The following is a 19,032-nucleotide window of genomic DNA, read 5'->3' on the forward strand; positions in this document are numbered from 1 at the left end:
ATAAACAGGGTTCGCGGTTTAACCAAAGTGGTCATGGGGCGGTTTTAGCCTGGGACGGATAGAACCCGGCAGACAGCTTCACCAGGCTTTGCGGCAAGCGCGGTCCAAGACCACCCACCAGCAACGTTGGGTCCAGTTCATAGACGCGCCCATTCTTGGCCGCGGGCGTCGAAGCCAGGATAGGGTTTTCCTTGAACAGCGCCGCACGGGCCGCGTCGCCCGTCAGGGCACGATCGGCAAACACCAGCACTTCAGGGCTGAGCCCCGCCAGCGACTCCACGGAAACCGGTTTGTAACCACTGTGGGTCGCCAGGTTATGGCCGCCGGCCTGCTGCAACATCCAGTCAGCCGCCGTGCCTTTGCCCGCGATCAGCGGTTTGCCACCGGCATGCCCCAGCAACATCAGCACCCCGGGCGCCTTTTGTGTGGCTTGGGCCTTGGCCACCCAGTTTTTTTGTTGATCAAGTTGTTGCTGGTAGTCCTTGAACAACTCTTCTGCCTTGGCTTCAGCGCCCAGCAACTTACCCAAATGTTGAAGGTTGCCTTGCAGGGTCGGCAGGTCTGGCTCGGCCGAAAACAGCTCCACTTTCACACCGGCATTGCGGAGTTGCGCCAACACGGGTGGCGGGCCCATCTCCTCGGTGCCGACCAGGATTTGCGGACGCAGACTAAGAATGCCTTCCGCCGACAACTGGCGCTGGTACCCAATGCTCGGCAACGTCTTGAGGGATTCTGGATGCTGACTGGTGGTATCCACGCCCACCAACTTTGGCTCACCGCCCAGGGCCGTCACCCATTCCGACAACGCGCCACCGGCGCTGACCCAGCGTTGTGGCAGTTCAGAGGCCTGCGCCCCAGCGTTGACCAGCAGTCCGACAACGAGCGCAATAGCGCTGGCACTCAGGCGCATAAAAGGGTTTCCTTCCAAGGGGTGGGCCCGCTGAAACACTCGCAATGTGACAGATCAACGCTGCCCGACATCGTACAGAGCGCCCAGCCAGCTTACGGGCGAAGCCGGCATTTGATAATTGTTTGCATTTGCACGTCAAGCACCGGGCTCTCCGGCAAACTCAGGATAGCCTTGCAGCCCGCAAACGGCGGCACTTAAGGATTGAAATGAAGTTTCTCTGCACCTCCAGCGAACTCGCACCCAACGCCAGCCTCGGTTTCGATATCGACGGTCGCAAGCTGTTGGCCGTACGTCGTGAAGGCGTTGCCTACTTCTATATCAACCGTTGCCCACATCGCGGGGTGTCGTTGGAGTGGCAGCCAGACCAGTTTCTCGACCCCAGTGCCAGCCTGATCCAGTGCGCTACCCATGGCGCGCTGTTTTTGATCGAGAGCGGTGAGTGCGTCGCCGGCCCTTGCGCCGGCCAGAGCCTCACAGCCCTGCCCGGCCGCGAGGACGAACAGGGGCTGTGGGTGCAAATCTAATCGCCGAGCAGTACTTCCAGGCGACGCTCGACGCAGATTTCCTCTGACGTCACCCGCACGCCATAGGCCAACACCTCGACGCCAGCAGCCTTGGCCTCGCGCAACGCAGCCGCATAACCGGCATCAATTTCTTCAGCAGGACGCACCGCATCGATCCCCGAGAGATTGACGCAGTACAACTGCACCGCCCGCACACCGTCACGCGCCAGGTGCGCCAGCTCCCGCAGGTGCTTGGCCCCGCGCTGGGTCACGGCATCGGGAAACGCCGCGGTCGAGGTTCCGTCAAATCCGAGGGTGACGCTTTTGACTTCGACATACGCCGCGCCCGCCGGGTAATCCAGGCGGAAATCGATCCGGCTGTTTTCCTGGCCGTAGGGCACTTCGCGCTTCAACGCGGTAAAGCCATTGAGCTCGCTGATCAGCCCGGCCCGAAGCGCTTCTTCCACCAACTGATTGGCCCGCGCCGTGTTCACACACGCCAGTCGGCCTTGAGGGGTTTCGCTGATTTCCCAGGTGCCGGGCAGCTTGCGCTTGGGGTCATTGGAGCGGCTGAACCAGACCTGGCCGCCCTCCACCATGCAGTTGAACATCGAGCCGGTGTTCGGGCAGTGAATGGTCAGCAACTCGCCGGTAACGGTTTCGATATCGGCGAGAAAACGCTTGTAGCGGCGGATCAGCCGACCTTCTTCGAGGGGAGGATTAAAGCGCATCAGCCTTGCCAGCTCCGCAAGCCACGGGCAATCCGCTCAACCGCTTCCTGTAGGCGTTCTAGGTTTTGCGTGTAGGCAAAACGCACATGGTGACCGGCTTGATAACGGCCGAAATCCAGGCCCGGGGTGAAGGCTACGTGCTCGGTTTCGAGGAAGTGCCGGCAGAAGGCGAAGGCATCGCCGCCGAATGCGCTGATATCGGCGTACAGATAGAACGCACCTTCCGGCTCAACGGCGATGCCGAAGCCCAACTCCCGCAGTGCCGGCAGCAGGAAGTCGCGACGACGACCAAACTCGGCACGCCGATCTTCAAGAATGTTCAGTGTTTCCGGGGTAAAGCAGGCCAGGGCCGCATGCTGGGCCATGCTCGGTGCGCTGATGTAGAGATTCTGCGCCAGCTTCTCCAATTCACCCACGGCAGCAGGCGGTGCCACCAGCCATCCCAGGCGCCAGCCGGTCATTCCGAAATACTTCGAAAAACTATTTAGAACGAAGGCTTCATCGTCGACTTCCAGCACGCTGGCAGCATCGGTGCCGTAGGTCAGGCCGTGATAGATCTCGTCCACCACCAGGTGCCCGTTGCGCGCCTTGATGGCGCTTGAGAGCCCGGCCAACTCATCCCGCGTCAGGATGGTGCCGGTAGGGTTGGCGGGCGAGGCAACCAACGCGCCCACACTGTCCTGGTTCCAGTGACGCGCCACCAGGTCGGCGGTCAGTTGATAACGCACGTCGGGGCCGACCGGAACCAGTTGGGCCGCGCCTTCGACCAGTCGCAGGAAGTGGCGGTTGCACGGGTAGCCGGGGTCTGCCAGCAGCCAGTGCTTGCCCGGATCAACCAGCAAACTGCTCGCCAGCAACAGGGCCCCGGAGCCGCCGGGGGTGATCAGAATTCGCTCGGGGTCGATGCTCAACCCGTAGCGTTGCTGGTAGAAACCGCTGATAGCTTCACGCAACTCCGGCAGCCCGCGGGCTGCGGTATAGCGGGTCTTGCCATTGGCCAGCGCCGCCTGCCCGGCCTTGATGATCGGCTCGGCGGTGGTGAAGTCCGGCTCGCCGATTTCCAGGTGAATCACATCGTGGCCGGCAGCCTGCAATTCGTTGGCCCGCGCCAGCAACGCCATGACATGGAAAGGTTCGATAGCGCGGCTGCGCGCACTGTAGGGCTGAGCCATTAGCCTTCCTTAACTGTGAGGACAAACCCCGATTCTACCCAACCCGCCGCGCAAAACCTGCTCTATTGCCGCAAGCCATGTAGCAAGCAGCACGAGCAACTACCTGCAAAACGGCTAAAATCAACATTCGAGACAGTACAAGCCAGCCCTGCTAGGGCCTGCGGCGGTTTGCAACCCTCAGAAGACGGTACCTCGACAACCGGGAGTGGCGCGCCCCGAATCTATCTGGTAAGTTCGCCCGCTTGCAGCCGCAGGGCCGGCAGGTGTCGGTGATGTTGCAATCCTGCGCAATGGATTAGAAGAGTGAGAGGCGGTCCATTCATGCCCACCCAAGCAAAGCAACAGAGCATTAGCGGCTTCCAACCCTACGTCGAATCGAAGGGTGAGGAATACATGGGCAAGCCCATGCGCGATCACTTCTCCAAGATCCTGAAGCAGTGGAAACAGGACTTGATGCAAGAGGTTGACCGTACCGTTGACCATATGAAGGACGAAGCGGCCAACTTCCCGGACCCGGCAGACCGTGCCAGCCAGGAAGAAGAGTTCGCCCTTGAACTGCGCGCCCGTGATCGCGAGCGCAAGCTGATCAAGAAAATCGACAAGACCCTGCAGCTCATCGAAGACGAAGAGTATGGCTGGTGCGAATCCTGCGGCGTCGAGATCGGTATTCGCCGCCTGGAAGCGCGTCCTACCGCCGACTTGTGCGTGGACTGCAAGACCTTGGCTGAAATCAAGGAAAAACAGGTCGGCAAGTAATCACTGCCGGGCTGAACAAATGGGGCGTGCGAACGCCCCATTTTTGTTTCTGGCGTTGGGTGGTTTTCCAGTAATATCCGGCCCATGACTGCCTCCCCCTATATCGGGCGCTTCGCCCCCACGCCCAGCGGACACCTGCACTTCGGTTCCCTGGTCGCCGCCCTCGCCTCCTACCTCGACGCCCGCGCCAATCAAGGCCGCTGGCTGATGCGCATGGAAGACCTCGATCCGCCACGGGAAGAGCCCGGCGCCCAGGCAGCGATCCTCAATGCCCTGGAAAGCTATGGGTTTGAATGGGACGGGGAACTGGCCCGACAAAGCGACCGGCACGATGCCTACGCCGAGGTGCTCAACCGCCTGTTCAATCACGGCCTGGCCTACGCCTGCACCTGTTCACGCAAGCAACTGGAACCCTACAACGGGATTTATCCGGGACTGTGCCGTAATGCCGGCCACGACCAGCAAGACGCCGCCATCCGCCTGCGAGTGCCGGAGCTGGAATACCATTTTACCGACCGTGTACAAGGCGAATTCCGACAGCATCTGGGCCGCGACGTAGGCGATTTCATCATCCGCCGCCGGGACGGCCTGTATGCCTACCAACTGGCGGTGGTGCTCGATGACGCCTGGCAAGGTGTTACCGACATCGTGCGTGGCGCCGACCTGCTCGACTCCACGCCGCGCCAACTGTATCTGCAAGAACTGCTGGGCCTGCGCCAACCGCGTTACCTGCATGTGCCCCTGATCATCCAGCCGGACGGTAACAAGCTGGGCAAATCCTACCGCTCACCGCCCTTGACCACCGACCAAGCCACGCCTTTGCTGTTAAGAGCACTGCGTGCCCTGGGCCAATCCGCGGGCGACGAACTGAACCACGCCAGCCCACGGGAACTGCTGGATTGGGGCATTCAACACTGGGACGCCGCACAGATCCCGCGCACACTCACGCTGGCCGAAGCGCAATTGCGCTGAAGGCGCTTGCAGCTTGCGAGCCATCCGTTACCATCGCCGCAGTTTTTTAATCAGAGGCCAACATGTACATCTATCGATTGGTCCTGCTGCTGGTCGTCGGGATCTACCTGTTTTCTCCCGCCATCATGGATTGGTGGATCGACGCCACAGGCGCCTGGTACCGGCCTTATCTGCTTTGGCTGATTCTGATCGTCGTGACTTTCATCCTGCAGAGCCAAAAAGATGCCGATGAGCTTTAGCCTGACCGAGATGCTGCTGATCAGCGCCGCCTACCTGGCCGCGCTGTTCGGGGTAGCCTGGATCAGTGAACGTGGAATGATTCCGCGGGCGATCATTCGCCATCCGTTGACCTACACCTTGTCGTTGGGCGTGTACGCCAGTGCCTGGGCGTTTTATGGCACGGTGGGCCTGGCCTATCAGTACGGTTACGGCTTTCTTTCGAGTTATCTCGGGGTGTCCGGGGCGTTCTTGCTGGCGCCGGTGCTGCTCTATCCCATCCTGAAAATCACCCGCACCTATCAGTTGTCGTCCCTGGCCGACCTGTTCGCGTTCCGTTTTCGCAGCACCTGGGCCGGTGCGCTGACCACCATCTTCATGCTGATCGGCGTGCTGCCGCTGTTGGCGTTGCAGATTCAGGCCGTGGCGGACTCCATCAGCATCCTGACCCGCGAGCCGGTGCAACACCGCGTTGCATTGAGCTTCTGCGCGCTGATCACCCTGTTCACGATTTTCTTCGGCTCCCGGCATATCGCCACCCGCGAGAAACATGAAGGCCTGGTGTTTGCGATCGCGTTTGAATCGGTGATCAAGCTGATCGCCATTGGCGGCGTCGGCCTGTATGCGCTCTACGGGGTATTCGACGGCCCGCAACAGTTGGAACTGTGGCTGCTGCAAAACCAGACCGCCCTGGCCGCGCTGCACACGCCCTTGCAGGAAGGCCCGTGGCGCACGCTGCTGCTGGTGTTTTTCGCCTCGGCCATCGTGATGCCGCACATGTACCACATGGCCTTCACCGAAAACCTCAACCCGCGCTCGCTGGTCAGCGCCAGCTGGGGCTTGCCGCTGTTTCTGCTGCTGATGAGCCTGGCGGTGCCGCTGATTCTCTGGGCCGGCCTGAAGCTTGGCGCCACCACCAATCCGGAATACTTCACGCTGGGCGTCGGCATCGCCGCCAACAGCAAATCACTGGCGCTGCTGGCGTATGTCGGCGGTTTATCGGCCTCCAGCGGGCTGATCATCGTCAGTACCCTGGCCTTGTCGGGGATGGCGCTCAATCACCTGGTACTGCCGCTCTACCAGCCGCCGGCCGAAGGCAATATCTACCGTTGGCTGAAATGGACCCGCCGGGCGCTGATCGTCGCGATCATCATGGCCGGTTATGGCTTCTACCTGTTGCTGGGTGCCGAGCAAGACCTGGCCAACCTGGGCATCGTCGCCTTTGTCGCCACGTTGCAGTTCCTGCCGGGGGTGTTGTCGGTGTTGTACTGGCCGACCGCCAACCGTCGAGGCTTCATCGCCGGGCTGCTGGCCGGGATCCTGGTGTGGACCGTGACCATGCTGTTGCCGCTGGTGGGCAATCTGCAGGGTTTCTACATCCCGTTGCTGAACATGATCTACGTGCTGGACGACACCAGCTGGCACATGGCAGCGATTGCTTCGCTGGCCGCCAACGTGCTGATGTTCACCCTGATCTCGCTGTTCACCAACGCCAGCCCGGAAGAAACCAGCGCCGCCGAAGCCTGCGCCGTGGATAACGTGCGTCGCCCGCAACGCCGCGAACTGCACGCTGCCTCGCCCCAGGAGTTCGCCACGCAACTGGCCAAGCCGTTGGGCGCCAAGGCTGCGCAAAAGGAGGTCGAGCAGGCTCTACGCGATCTCTACCTTCCGTTCGACGAGCGCCGGCCTTACGCCTTGCGCCGCCTGCGTGACCGCATCGAAGCCAACCTTTCCGGCTTGATGGGCCCGAGTGTGTCCCAAGACATGGTCGAGACCTTCCTGCCCTACAAGGCCGGCGGCGAAAACTACGTGACCGAAGACATCCACTTCATCGAGAGCCGGCTGGAGGATTACCACTCGCGCCTCACCGGCCTTGCCGCCGAGCTCGATGCCCTGCGCCGCTATCACCGTCAAACGTTGCAAGAACTGCCGATGGGCGTCTGCTCCCTGGCCAAGGATCAAGAGATCCTGATGTGGAACAAGGCGATGGAAGAACTCACCGGCATCGCCGCCCAGCGCGTGGTGGGTTCGCGACTGAACACCATTGGCGATCCGTGGAAAGAATTGCTGCAGGGCTTCATTAACCTGCCCGACGAACACTTGCACAAACAGCATTTGGCCCTCGACGGCCAGACCCGCTGGCTCAACCTGCACAAAGCCGCAATCGATGAACCCCTGGCGCCCGGTAACAGCGGCCTGGTGCTACTGGTGGAAGACCTGACCGAAACCCAGATGCTCGAAGACAAGCTGGTGCACTCCGAGCGCCTGGCCAGCATCGGGCGCCTGGCTGCCGGCGTGGCCCATGAAATCGGCAATCCGATCACCGGTATCGCCTGCCTTGCGCAAAACCTGCGGGAAGAGCGTGAGGAAGACGGCGAAATCATCGAAATCAGCGGCCAGATTCTCGAGCAGACCAAGCGCGTATCCCGCATCGTGCAGTCGCTGATGAGCTTTGCCCACGCGGGCGCCCATCAGAATCACGACGAGGCCGTGTGCCTGGCCGAAGTCGCTCAGGATGCCATTGGGCTACTAGCCTTGAACCGGCGTAATTTCGAAGTACAGTTCTTCAACCTCTGCGACCCGGACCATTGGGTCGACGGCGATTCACAACGCCTGGCACAGGTACTGATCAACTTGCTGTCCAACGCCCGCGACGCGACGCCCGGTGGCGGCGCCGTACGGGTCAAGACCGAGGCTTTCGAGCACACGGTCGACCTGATCGTCGAGGACGAAGGCAGCGGCATTCCACAGAACATCATGGATCGATTGTTCGAACCCTTCTTCACCACCAAGGATCCGGGTGAAGGTACCGGTCTGGGCCTTGCACTGGTCTATTCCATCGTTGAAGAGCATTATGGACAAATCACCATCGACAGCCCGGCTGACACCGAAAGCCAACGCGGCACCCGTATTCGGGTGACCTTGCCGCGTCATGTCGAAGCGACGTCCGCTGTGAACTGAGACCGTCGAGAGAGTTGAATCAATGCCGCACATTTTGATCGTCGAAGACGAAACCATTATCCGCTCTGCCTTGCGTCGCCTGCTTGAACGTAATCAGTACCAGGTCAGCGAAGCCGGCTCGGTGCAGGAAGCCCAAGAGCGTTTCAGCATTCCCACGTTCGACCTGATCGTCAGTGACCTACGTTTGCCGGGCGCCCCTGGCACCGAGTTGATCAAACTCGGCCAAGGCACCCCGGTGCTGATCATGACCAGCTACGCCAGCCTGCGTTCGGCTGTGGACTCGATGAAGATGGGCGCGGTGGACTACATCGCCAAGCCTTTCGACCACGACGAAATGCTCCAGGCCGTGGCCCGCATTCTGCGTGACCGTCAATCCGCCAGCAGCACACCGGCTGAACGCCCGGCAGCGGGCAAGGCCGTCAACGGTGCTGAAAAGCCCGGCGTTGATAACAGTAATGGCGAAATTGGCATCATCGGCTCCTGCCCACCGATGCAGGATCTTTACAGCAAGATCCGCAAAGTGGCGCCTACCGATTCCAATGTATTGATCCAGGGTGAGTCAGGTACCGGTAAAGAGCTGGTGGCCCGCGCCCTGCACAACCTGTCCAAGCGCGCCAAGGCACCGATGATCTCGGTGAACTGCGCAGCGATCCCGGAATCCCTGATCGAATCCGAATTGTTCGGCCATGAAAAAGGTGCCTTTACCGGTGCCAGCGCTGGCCGTGCGGGTTTGGTTGAAGCCGCCGACGGTGGCACATTGTTCCTCGACGAGATCGGCGAACTTCCCCTGGAAGCCCAGGCACGCTTGCTGCGTGTGTTGCAAGAAGGCGAAATCCGCCGGGTCGGCTCGGTGCAGTCGCAAAAGGTCGACGTACGACTGATCGCGGCCACTCACCGTGACCTCAAAAGCCTGGCCAAGATCGGCCAGTTCCGTGAAGACCTTTATTACCGTCTGCACGTGATCGCCCTCAAACTGCCGGCCCTGCGCGAGCGCGGCGCCGACGTCAACGAGATCGCCACGGCCTTCCTGGCGCGCCAGAGTGCGCGAATCAATCGTACCGACCTGAAGTTTGCCGCCGATGCCGAACAGGCCATCCGGCATTACTCCTGGCCCGGTAACGTGCGGGAGCTGGAGAACGCGGTAGAGCGTGCGGTGATTCTGTCGGAGAGCCCGGAAATTTCCGCCGAGCTGCTGGGGATCGATATCGAGCTCAGCGACCTGGACGATGACGACTTCATCGGCCTGCCGCCGCAACAGGGCGGCAGTAACAACAGTCATGAGCCGACGGAAGATTTGTCACTGGAAGATTACTTCCAGCATTTCGTCCTCGAGCATCAGGACCATATGACCGAGACCGAACTGGCGCGCAAACTGGGCGTCAGCCGTAAATGCCTGTGGGAACGGCGCCAGCGCCTGGGTATCCCGCGGCGCAAGACCGGGGTTGCCAGCGAAAGCTGAGTGGGGGCGCACCCACAGGTAACACCCTCAGATGTGAAAAAACTGTTACCGCTGATTTTTCACGTAACAAAAGCCGGGGCTTACGGTAACGAAGCCCCGGCTTTTTTTCGCCCTCAAAAAACCTAAAAACGCCTCAAACCCCTTGTTTTGCTGGGCCTCGCAAAAGTTGGCACGCACCCTGCTATATGCTTAGTACAAAAACAATAACAAGCAAATGTACAAAACAATAAAAATAAGACGAATCGACTCACGCATAACAAAAACAACACGGCGGAGGCGCAGCTAACTGATTCTTTTGGAGAGGCGTTGCATTTGGGGCTTGCCCCGCAACCAGGCCGAGAACAACAAAAACTGCCCTAAGGCAGAGCCTGAACTGGTTGGATCGTAGATCAGCAACACAGCGACCAAAGCAATCCGTTTGCTCTTGGCTCCCGATTGGGAGTGTCATGAAGGTGAAGCTTCATGGCGAGGGCGATCAACAAAAACAAGAAGCCCGAAACCAATAATAAAAATAGAGCACGCAACTACTTCTGGGGGAGCTTCGGCTCCCCTTGTAGTTTCCGCGATTTGGCGCTTGCCACCCTTCTTTTAAGCTTCTGGCTCAAGCCTTGCAGCTAGTTCCTACACCATCACCTGACTAAATGCTAGAATCCCGGCCCATCATGCGGTCATTCTTCGTTATGGCCGAACATTCCTTCAAACAGTGCATCCCATGCTGAAGAAGTTGTTCCAGTCATTCCGTTCTCCCTTGCGTCGTACGCAACACAAACGCAGCACGCCTGAAGTGCTTAATAGCAGCCAGCATTCGCTGCAGCGCGCCCAGTTCAGCCGTTATGCGGTGAACATCGTCGAACGTTTGCAGAACGCCGGCTACCAGGCTTACCTGGTTGGCGGTTGCGTGCGCGACATGTTGCTCAACATCACTCCCAAGGATTTCGACGTCGCCACCAGCGCCACGCCGGAACAAGTGCGTGCCGAATTCCGCAATGCGCGAATCATCGGTCGGCGTTTCAAGTTGGTGCATATCCACTTTGGTCGCGAGATCATCGAGGTCGCGACCTTCCGCGCCAATCACCCGCAAAACGATGAAGAAGAAGACACTAACCAGTCTTCCCGCAATGAAAGCGGACGCATCCTGCGGGACAACGTCTACGGCACCCTGGAAGAGGACGCGCAACGCCGCGACTTCACCATTAATGCCTTGTATTACGATCCGGTGAGCGAGCGCATCCTCGATTACGCCAATGGCGTACACGACATCCGCAACAACCTGCTGCGCCTGATCGGCGACCCGGCGCAACGCTACCAGGAAGACCCGGTGCGCATGCTGCGGGCCGTGCGTTTCGCCGCCAAGCTGAACTTCGGTATCGAGAAGCACACTGCCGCGCCGATTCGCGATCTGGCACCGATGCTGCGGGAAATCCCGTCGGCCCGGCTGTTCGAAGAGGTGCTCAAGCTGTTCCTCTCCGGTTACGCCGCCGATACGTTCGAAATGCTGGTGGACCTGCAGTTGTTCGACCCGCTGTTCCCTGCGAGCGCCGAAGCACTGGAGCACAACCCTACCTACACCCACACGCTGATCAGCGAAGCCTTGATCAACACCGACCTGCGCATCAAGCAGAACAAACCGGTAACCCCGGCGTTCCTGTTTGCCGCCCTGTTGTGGCCAGCACTTCCAAAACGCGTCATGCGCCTGCAAGACCGTGGCATGCCAGCAATTCCTGCCATGCAGGAGGCCGCTCACGAGCTGATCGCCGAGCAATGCCAGCGCATCGCCATCCCGAAACGCTTCACCATGCCGATCCGCGAGATCTGGGACATGCAGGAGCGCCTGCCACGCCGCAGCGGTAAACGCGCCGATCTGCTGCTGGACAACCCGCGCTTCCGTGCCGGCTACGACTTCCTGCTGCTGCGTGAAAGCGCCGGTGAGCAGACCGACGGCCTGGGCGAATGGTGGACCGACTACCAGGACGCCAACGACAGCCAACGCCGCGAGATGATCAAAGAGCTCAGCAGCAAAGGCGAAGCCACTGGCGACGGCCCGAAAAAGCGTCGCCGCAGCAGCGGCAGCAAGCGCAAACGCAGCGCTGGTGACGCTTCGAGCGCGTCTGGCGAGTAAGCACGTGGACCGTATCTACATCGGCATGGGCAGCAACCTGGCCGCCCCTGAACAACAGTTGCGCCATGCCGTCGAGGCCTTGGCGCAATTGCCGAACACCACGCTGGCGGGCGTCTCCGCCTTCTATCAAAGTGATTCCCTGCTCCCGGGCCAACCGCGCTACACCAATGCGGTCGCGGCCCTGGACAGCGCCCTTGCGCCTCTGGAACTGCTTGATGCGCTGCAAGCCATCGAGAACGACCAGGGCCGCGAGCGCCTTGAACGCTGGGGCCCGCGCACGCTGGACCTGGATATCCTGGTATTTGGCGACCGGCTGATCGATGAGCCGCGCCTGACGGTGCCGCACTATCAAATGCACCTGCGGGCGTTTGTGCTTTATCCGCTGGCAGAACTGGCCCCCGCCAGCCTGCGACTGGCTGATGGTCGCCTGCTCAGCGACCTATTGGATGCCTGCCCGTTTGTCGGCCTGGAACGCCTGCCTCCTACACCTACCACGTCAGCCTTTACTGCTGAATCGCATCAGTAACAGCGGTAACACCCCTGCCGTAACAATGCGGTAACACATGCAATTGACTTCCAGAGTCCTCCTCACGACTATAGGCGTCCCGCTGCCGCCTACCCGGCGCTAAAGGGCGCAATCCAGGCCTTATAAGCACTGCTCCTTAAGAAAGTGCGCCTGTATAAACGAAGACTCACGCGCGTTACTCGCAGTTTCCAAGCGCCTGAATGAGGACCCTTTTCATGCCAAACGTTACCCTGAGCACCTTGCAGAGCCTCAAACTCAAAGGTGAAAAGATCACCATGCTGACCTGCTACGACGCCACTTTTGCCCAGGCCAGCTGCCAGGCAGGAGTTGAAGTGTTGCTGGTGGGGGACTCCCTGGGCATGGTTCTACAAGGGAATGACAGCACCCTGCCCGTCACCAACGATGAAATCGCTTACCACACGGCGTGCGTCAAACGCGGTAACGAGGGCGCCTTCATCATCGCCGACCTGCCCTTCATGGCCGATGCCACCATCGAACAGACGCTGACCAACAGCGCTCAACTGATGCGTGCCGGTGCACACATGGTCAAGGTTGAAGGTGCGGCCTGGCTCGCCGAGTCGATTCGCCTGTTGGCTGAACGTGGCGTGCCGGTTTGTGCACACATGGGCCTGACGCCGCAGTCGGTAAATATTCTCGGCGGCTACAAGGTACAAGGCCGCGGTGAAGCTCAGGCGCGCCAGATGCGGGCCGATGCCATCGCACTGGAGCAAGCCGGTGCCTGTATGATTCTGCTGGAGTGCGTGCCAAGCGAGTTGGCAGCGGAAATCACCCAGGCCGTTAAAGTACCGGTGATCGGTATCGGCGCAGGTGCTGACACCGACGGCCAGGTATTGGTCGTGCATGACATGCTGGGGCTGTCCCTCACCGGTCGCGTACCCAAGTTCGTGAAAAACTTCATGACTGGCCAGGACAGCATTCAATCGGCCCTCGCCGCCTACGTCAGCGAAGTCAAAGCCGTGACGTTCCCGGGCGCCGAACACGGATTCTCTGCATGAACACCGTCAAGACCGTGCGCGAACTGCGCGCCGCCGTCGCCCATGCCCGCAGCGCCGGCAAACGCATCGGCTTTGTGCCCACCATGGGCAACCTGCACAGCGGCCATGCCACGCTGGTAACCAAGGCCGCACAACAAGCGGACTTCGTGGTGGCGAGCATTTTCGTCAACCCGCTGCAATTCGGCGCTGGCGAAGACCTGGACAAGTACCCGCGCACCCTGGCAGCCGACCAGGAGAAACTCCTGCAAGCCGGCTGCAACCTGCTGTTCGCCCCCACCGTCGACGAGATGTACCCCGACGGCATGGCCGGCCAGACGCGCGTCAGCGTGCCGCAACTGTCCGAAGGCCTGTGCGGCGCCAGCCGTCCGGGGCACTTTGAAGGTGTGGCCACAGTGGTCAGCAAGCTGTTCAACATGGTCCAGCCAGACCTCGCGATATTCGGCCAGAAGGACTACCAGCAACTGGCGGTCATTCGCGCCATGGTCCATGACCTGAACATGCCGATCCAGATTATCGGCGAGCCCACCGTGCGCGCCGACGATGGCCTGGCGCTGTCATCGCGCAACGGTTACCTCACCGAAGATCAACGCGCCATCGCCCCGGTGCTGTACCGCAGCCTCAGCCAGATTGCCGCTGCGATTGAAGGCGGCGACCGCGATTTCGCCAAACTGCGCGCCGCCCAGGTTCAGCAGATTGAAGCCGCAGGCTTTCGCATGGATTACCTGGAGGTTCGCCAGGGCCTGCACCTGCGTCCGGCAACTGCTGAAGACCGGGATGTGGTGATTCTGGTCGCCGCCTACCTGGGCGCGACCCGGCTGATCGACAACCTGCATTTGCACCTGAACTGACCCTCCAACACGTCCCGCCTGTTGCACTGCCTGATCGGCCGGTATAAAAAAGTACCGGCCACAGCGCAGACAAAGCCAAGACAGATCGACACGCTAGGTTTAATGTATTCGCCCTACGCTATTCGTTGGCGTCGACCGGAGCCTGTCATCTTCATAAAGACAGGACATTCCCGGCTTTAAAGTGTCCTAAAAGCAGTCCCAGCAATAAAAAGGAAACCCGCAGCGATGGCGTACTACCGCACTCCTCATGACGTTACCGCTCTGCCCGCCTGGCAAGCGCTCAATCAACATCGCCAAGCCATGCAGGATTTCAGCATGCGCGAAGCCTTTAATGCCGATCCCCAGCGCTTTACCCAGTTCACCTTGAGCAGCTGCGGACTTTTCCTCGATTACTCGAAAAACCTGATCACCAGCGAAACCCGCGACCTGCTGGTAGGCCTGGCCAAGGAAGTCGACCTTCAAGGCGCAATCAAGTCGCTGTTCAACGGCGAGCCGGTCAACTCTTCCGAAGGCCGCCCGGCGCTGCACACCGCGCTGCGCCGCCCAGTGGGTGACAAGCTGTCGGTCAACGGCGTGAACATCATGCCGGACGTGCACAAGGTGCTGAACCAGATCACTGACCTGGTCGGCCGCATCCACGACGGCCTGTGGCGTGGCTACACCGAGAAGCCGATCACTGACGTGGTGAACATCGGTATCGGTGGTTCGTTCCTCGGCCCGGAGCTGGTGTCTGAAGCACTCTTGTCCTACGCCCATAAAGGCGTGCGCTGCCATTACCTGGCGAACATCGACGGCAGCGAGTTCCACGAGCTGACCATGAAGCTGCGCGCCGAAACCACGCTGTTCATCGTCTCGTCCAAATCCTTCAACACCCTCGAAACCCTGAAAAACGCCCAGGCCGCCCGCGCCTGGTACCTGGCCCAGGGTGGCTCGGAAGCCGAGCTGTATCGCCACTTCATCGCCGTATCGAGCAACAACGCGGCAGCCGTGGCCTTCGGCATCCGCGAAGAGAACATCTTCCCGATGTGGGACTGGGTTGGCGGTCGTTACTCGCTGTGGTCGGCCATTGGTTTGCCTATCGCGCTGGCCATCGGCATGTCCAACTTCAAGGAACTGCTGTCCGGTGCCTACACCATGGACCAGCACTTCCAGACCGCGCCGTTCGAGGCGAACATGCCGGTGCTGCTGGGCCTGCTGGGCGTGTGGTACGGCAACTTCTGGGGCGCGCAGAGCCACGCGATCCTGCCGTACGACCACTACCTGCGTAACATCACCAAGCACTTGCAACAGCTGGACATGGAATCCAACGGCAAGAGCGTGCGCCAGGACGGTACGCCGGTTTCCACCGACACCGGCCCGGTTATCTGGGGCGGCGTAGGCTGCAACGGTCAGCACGCTTACCACCAGTTGCTGCACCAGGGCACCCAACTGATCCCGGCCGACTTTATCGTGCCGATCGTCAGCTTCAACCCGGTCTCCGACCACCATCAGTGGCTGTACGCCAACTGCCTGTCCCAGAGCCAGGCACTGATGCTCGGCAAGACCCGCAGCGAAGCCGAAGCCGAGCTGCGCGACAAAGGCATGGCCGAAGCCGAAGTGCAGAAGCTGGCGCCGCACAAGGTGATCCCGGGCAACCGTCCGAGCAACACCCTGGTGGTTGAACGCATCAGCCCTCGCCGCCTCGGCGCGCTGGTGGCCATGTATGAGCACAAAGTGTTCGTGCAGAGCGTCATCTGGGGCATCAACGCCTTCGATCAATGGGGTGTGGAGCTGGGCAAAGAGCTGGGCAAGGGCGTCTACAACCGCCTGACCGGCACTGAAGAACAGCCTGCGGACGATGCGTCCACCCAAGGGTTGATCAACTACTTCCGCGGTCGTCACCGCGGTTGAGGTAATGCCTGCAAGGCCAACGTCTGTTTGGACGTTGGCCTTGAACCCGCCTGCCACAGGGTGCATCTTTATTGCTTGTCGCAAAAACAAGAATAAGGATCCCTCATGTTCGATATCAGCACGTTCCCCACCGCCGATGCCGTGCGCCGGGCTGCGCAACTCAGTCAAGAGGACTACCAGCGCCTCTACCGCCAATCCGTCGAGCAACCCGACACTTTCTGGGCCGAGCAAGCCAAGCGCTTTCTCGACTGGACCACGCCTTGGCAGACCGTCCAGAAATCCGACATCAAGACCGGCGCCGCCCAATGGTTTGCCGGCGGCCAACTGAACGTCAGCTACAACTGCATCGACCGTCACCTGGCGCACCGCGCCGACCAGCCGGCCTTCATCTGGGAAGGCGATGATCCTGCAAAGTCTTCCAAAATCACCTACCGCCAACTCCACCAAAACGTCAGCCGCCTGGCCAATGTGCTGAAAAGCCGTGGCGTGAAGAAAGGCGACCGGGTGTGCATCTACATGCCGATGATTCCCGAGGCTGCCTACGCGATGCTGGCGTGCACGCGGATTGGCGCGGTGCATTCGGTGGTATTTGGTGGTTTTTCGCCAGATGCCCTGCGAGACCGCATTCTCGACGCTGACTGCCGCACGGTGATCACCGCCGATGAAGGCGTGCGCGGCGGCAAGCCGGTGGCGCTGAAACAGAACGTCGACAAGGCCCTGGCCAGTTGCCCGGGCGTCAGCACGGTACTGGTGGTGCAGCGCACCGGCGCGGCGGTCAATTGGACGCAAGGGCGCGACCTCAAGTATCAACAGGCGCTGGACGCAGTCAGCGACGACTGCCCGCCCGAGCCGATGGACGCCGAAGACCCACTGTTTATCCTCTACACCTCCGGCAGCACCGGCAAACCCAAAGGCGTGCTGCACACCACCGGCGGCTACCTGCTGCAAGCGGCGATGACCTTCAAGTACGTACTCGACTACCGCGACGGCGAAGTGTTCTGGTGCACCGCCGATGTCGGTTGGGTCACCGGCCACAGCTATATCGTCTACGGGCCGCTGGCCAATGGCGCCACCTCACTGATGTTCGAAGGCGTGCCGAGCTACCCGGATAGCTCCCGGTTCTGGCAGGTGATCGACAAGCATCAGGTCAACATCTTCTACACCGCGCCCACCGCCTTGCGCGCGCTGATGCGTGAAGGCCACGGCCCACTGGAAAATACTTCCCGCGCCAGCCTGCGCCTGCTCGGCAGCGTCGGCGAGCCGATCAACCCGGAAGCCTGGGACTGGTACTTCAACGCCGTCGGCGAACAACGCTGCCCAATTGTCGACACTTGGTGGCAGACCGAAACCGGCGGCATCATGCTCAGCCCGCTGGTCAGCGCCCAGCGCATCAAACCCGGCTGTGCCACACAGCCGATGTTTGGCGTGGTGCCGGTGCTGCTCGATGAGCAAGGCAAGGAAATCAGCGGCGCCGGCAGCGGTGTGCTAGCGATCAAATCCAGCTGGCCGGGGCAGATCCGCAGTGTGTACGGCGACCCGCAGCGGATGATCGACACCTATTTCAAACCTTACCCCGGCTACTACTTCACCGGCGACGGCGCACGGCGTGACGAGGACGGCGATTACTGGATCACCGGGCGCATCGACGATGTGATCAACGTTTCCGGGCACCGTATCGGCACCGCCGAGGTGGAAAGCGCCCTGGTGCTACATGACCAGGTCGCCGAGGCCGCAGTGGTGGGCTACCCCCACGACGTTAAAGGCCAGGGCATCTATGCGTTCGTCACGCCAATGAATGGCGTCGAGCCCAGCGATGCATTGAAAAAGCATCTGCTGGACCTGGTGAGCAAGGAAATCGGCAGCTTCGCCAAGCCCGAGTTGATTCAATGGGCGCCGGCCTTGCCGAAAACCCGCTCAGGCAAGATCATGCGTCGGATTTTGCGCAAGATTGCCTGCAACGAGCTGGACAGCCTGGGGGATACTTCCACCCTCGCCGACCCGAGCGTGGTGGATGGCCTGATCGACAAGCGCCTCAACCGATAGGAACCCATGGAATTCATTCGCAGCCGCATCGAAAACCAGCTGATGAGCCTTACCGGCTTGTCGTTGGGCCAACTCGACCTGGAAAACCCCAAGGGCGATCCAGGTCTCTTTGGGCCGAACTCGGTGAGCTGGAAGGTCCATGGCGACTTCAGCAGCATGTTGATCGGCGGAATCAGCGCGCTGATGTTGCAGGCGTTGCACCCGCTGGCATTGGCCGGCGTGTGGGACCACTCGAATTTTCGGCAGGACATGCTGGGTCGTCTGCGGCGTACCTCGCAGTTTATTTCCGGCACCACGTTTGGTTCACGGCGTGATGCCGAATGGTTGATCGAGAAAGTGCGCACCATTCACCTGCAAGTGGTGGGTCATGCGCCTGATGGCCGAGCGTATGCCGCCAGCGATCCGGAATTGTTGACCTGGGTGCATGTGGCAGAGGTCAGTAACTTTCTCGCCGCCCACCTGCGTTATCGCAACCCGAATTTATCGCCCAGGGATCAAGACCGGTACTACAGCGAAATAGCCTTGGTGGCCGAGCAATTGGGCGCGCGCCATGTGCCGCGTTCCCGGCAGGAAATTTCCGATTACCTTGAGCGCATTCGCCCGCAGCTGTTGTGTGATGGACGCAGCCATGAAGTCCTGCGCCTGCTGCTTAATGCGCCTTCTCCGAGCACCTTGGCCAAACCGTTTGGCTCACTGATGATGCAGGCCGGCATCGACCTGCTGCCGGACTGGGCCAGCGACATGCTCGGGCAGAAGCAAAGCCCGATCCAACGCCAACTGATACGCGCCGGGGTCAAGCGCAGCGCACCGTTGCTACGTTGGGCCATGCGCAATGGTTCGGTGCAGCGGGCCCACAGGCGAATGGGCCTGCTGGAGCCATAACTGTTAAACTCCCGCGCCCCAATTACTC

The 19,032-nt window shown here is 60.7% G+C and carries 16 protein-coding genes; 13 read left to right on the top strand and 3 right to left on the bottom strand.

What is annotated here, in order from left to right; all coding sequences use genetic code 11:
- Positions 1-31: 31 nt before the first annotated feature.
- Complete coding sequence (locus tag CEC48_RS09555; RefSeq protein WP_088423521.1) at positions 32-910, bottom strand: hemin ABC transporter substrate-binding protein; 879 nt, start codon at positions 908-910, stop codon at positions 32-34.
- Positions 911-1,116: 206 nt separating this feature from the next.
- Here CEC48_RS09555 and CEC48_RS09560 point away from each other — a divergent pair, with 206 nt between their 5' ends.
- On the top strand, positions 1,117-1,434 hold the full coding sequence (locus CEC48_RS09560; RefSeq protein ID WP_088423522.1) for a Rieske 2Fe-2S domain-containing protein: 318 nt from the start codon (positions 1,117-1,119) through the stop codon (positions 1,432-1,434).
- Here the strand turns inward: CEC48_RS09560 and sfsA are convergent.
- Positions 1,431-2,144 carry a DNA/RNA nuclease SfsA gene (gene sfsA, locus CEC48_RS09565; protein WP_088423523.1) on the bottom strand — a complete coding sequence of 238 codons (714 nt, stop codon included), beginning with the start codon at positions 2,142-2,144 and terminating at the stop codon, positions 1,431-1,433. The two genes, CEC48_RS09560 and sfsA, sit on opposite strands and share 4 nt — an antisense overlap.
- Entirely contained in the window at positions 2,144-3,316 is a 1,173-nt protein-coding gene (locus CEC48_RS09570; RefSeq protein ID WP_088423524.1) for a pyridoxal phosphate-dependent aminotransferase, read from the bottom strand. The genes sfsA and CEC48_RS09570 overlap by 1 nt, the downstream gene beginning before the upstream one ends.
- Before the next feature lie 321 nt (positions 3,317-3,637).
- On the opposite strand from CEC48_RS09570, the gene dksA reads away from it, so the two are divergent.
- The 12 genes from dksA (at position 3,638) to CEC48_RS09630 (ending at position 19,004) form a co-directional block, all read left to right on the top strand.
- The gene (gene dksA, locus CEC48_RS09575) at positions 3,638-4,072 is read left to right on the top strand and encodes an RNA polymerase-binding protein DksA (protein WP_088423525.1); all 435 of its coding nucleotides are present in this window, start codon (positions 3,638-3,640) and stop codon (positions 4,070-4,072) included.
- A gap of 84 nt (positions 4,073-4,156) precedes the next feature.
- The gene (gene gluQRS, locus CEC48_RS09580) at positions 4,157-5,044 is read left to right on the top strand and encodes a tRNA glutamyl-Q(34) synthetase GluQRS (protein WP_088423526.1); all 888 of its coding nucleotides are present in this window, start codon (positions 4,157-4,159) and stop codon (positions 5,042-5,044) included.
- Positions 5,045-5,106: 62 nt separating this feature from the next.
- Positions 5,107-5,283, top strand: coding sequence for a hypothetical protein (locus tag CEC48_RS09585; RefSeq protein WP_003176118.1), 177 nt, complete (start codon positions 5,107-5,109; stop codon positions 5,281-5,283).
- Complete coding sequence (locus tag CEC48_RS09590) at positions 5,267-8,221, top strand: sensor histidine kinase (RefSeq protein WP_176438697.1); 2,955 nt, start codon at positions 5,267-5,269, stop codon at positions 8,219-8,221. Before CEC48_RS09585 ends, CEC48_RS09590 begins: the two co-directional genes overlap by 17 nt.
- Before the next feature lie 22 nt (positions 8,222-8,243).
- Positions 8,244-9,680, top strand: coding sequence for a sigma-54 dependent transcriptional regulator (locus tag CEC48_RS09595; RefSeq protein WP_063033203.1), 1,437 nt, complete (start codon positions 8,244-8,246; stop codon positions 9,678-9,680).
- A 712-nt stretch (positions 9,681-10,392) separates the two neighbouring features.
- Positions 10,393-11,799 carry a polynucleotide adenylyltransferase PcnB gene (locus tag CEC48_RS09600; RefSeq protein WP_088423528.1) on the top strand — a complete coding sequence of 469 codons (1,407 nt, stop codon included), beginning with the start codon at positions 10,393-10,395 and terminating at the stop codon, positions 11,797-11,799.
- A gap of 4 nt (positions 11,800-11,803) precedes the next feature.
- Positions 11,804-12,325 (top strand): 2-amino-4-hydroxy-6-hydroxymethyldihydropteridine diphosphokinase, encoded by a 522-nt coding sequence (gene folK, locus CEC48_RS09605; RefSeq protein WP_088423529.1) that lies wholly within the window; start codon positions 11,804-11,806, stop codon positions 12,323-12,325.
- Positions 12,326-12,540: 215 nt separating this feature from the next.
- Positions 12,541-13,341, top strand: coding sequence for a 3-methyl-2-oxobutanoate hydroxymethyltransferase (gene panB, locus CEC48_RS09610; protein ID WP_088423530.1), 801 nt, complete (start codon positions 12,541-12,543; stop codon positions 13,339-13,341).
- Positions 13,338-14,189: a pantoate--beta-alanine ligase gene (gene panC / locus CEC48_RS09615; protein ID WP_088423531.1), complete on the top strand. Its 852-nt coding sequence runs from the start codon at positions 13,338-13,340 to the stop codon at positions 14,187-14,189. Before panB ends, panC begins: the two co-directional genes overlap by 4 nt.
- A gap of 225 nt (positions 14,190-14,414) precedes the next feature.
- Positions 14,415-16,079: a glucose-6-phosphate isomerase gene (gene pgi, locus CEC48_RS09620; RefSeq protein ID WP_088423532.1), complete on the top strand. Its 1,665-nt coding sequence runs from the start codon at positions 14,415-14,417 to the stop codon at positions 16,077-16,079.
- A 105-nt stretch (positions 16,080-16,184) separates the two neighbouring features.
- Positions 16,185-18,122 (top strand): acetate--CoA ligase, encoded by a 1,938-nt coding sequence (gene acs / locus CEC48_RS09625; protein ID WP_088423533.1) that lies wholly within the window; start codon positions 16,185-16,187, stop codon positions 18,120-18,122.
- 6 nt (positions 18,123-18,128) lie between these two features.
- A complete protein-coding gene (locus tag CEC48_RS09630; protein WP_088423534.1) occupies positions 18,129-19,004 on the top strand; it encodes an oxygenase MpaB family protein in 876 nt (291 codons plus the stop codon).
- Positions 19,005-19,032: the final 28 nt, after the last annotated feature.

The organism is Pseudomonas sp. K2I15 (genome assembly GCF_002204795.1).
GTDB lineage: Bacteria > Pseudomonadota > Gammaproteobacteria > Pseudomonadales > Pseudomonadaceae > Aquipseudomonas.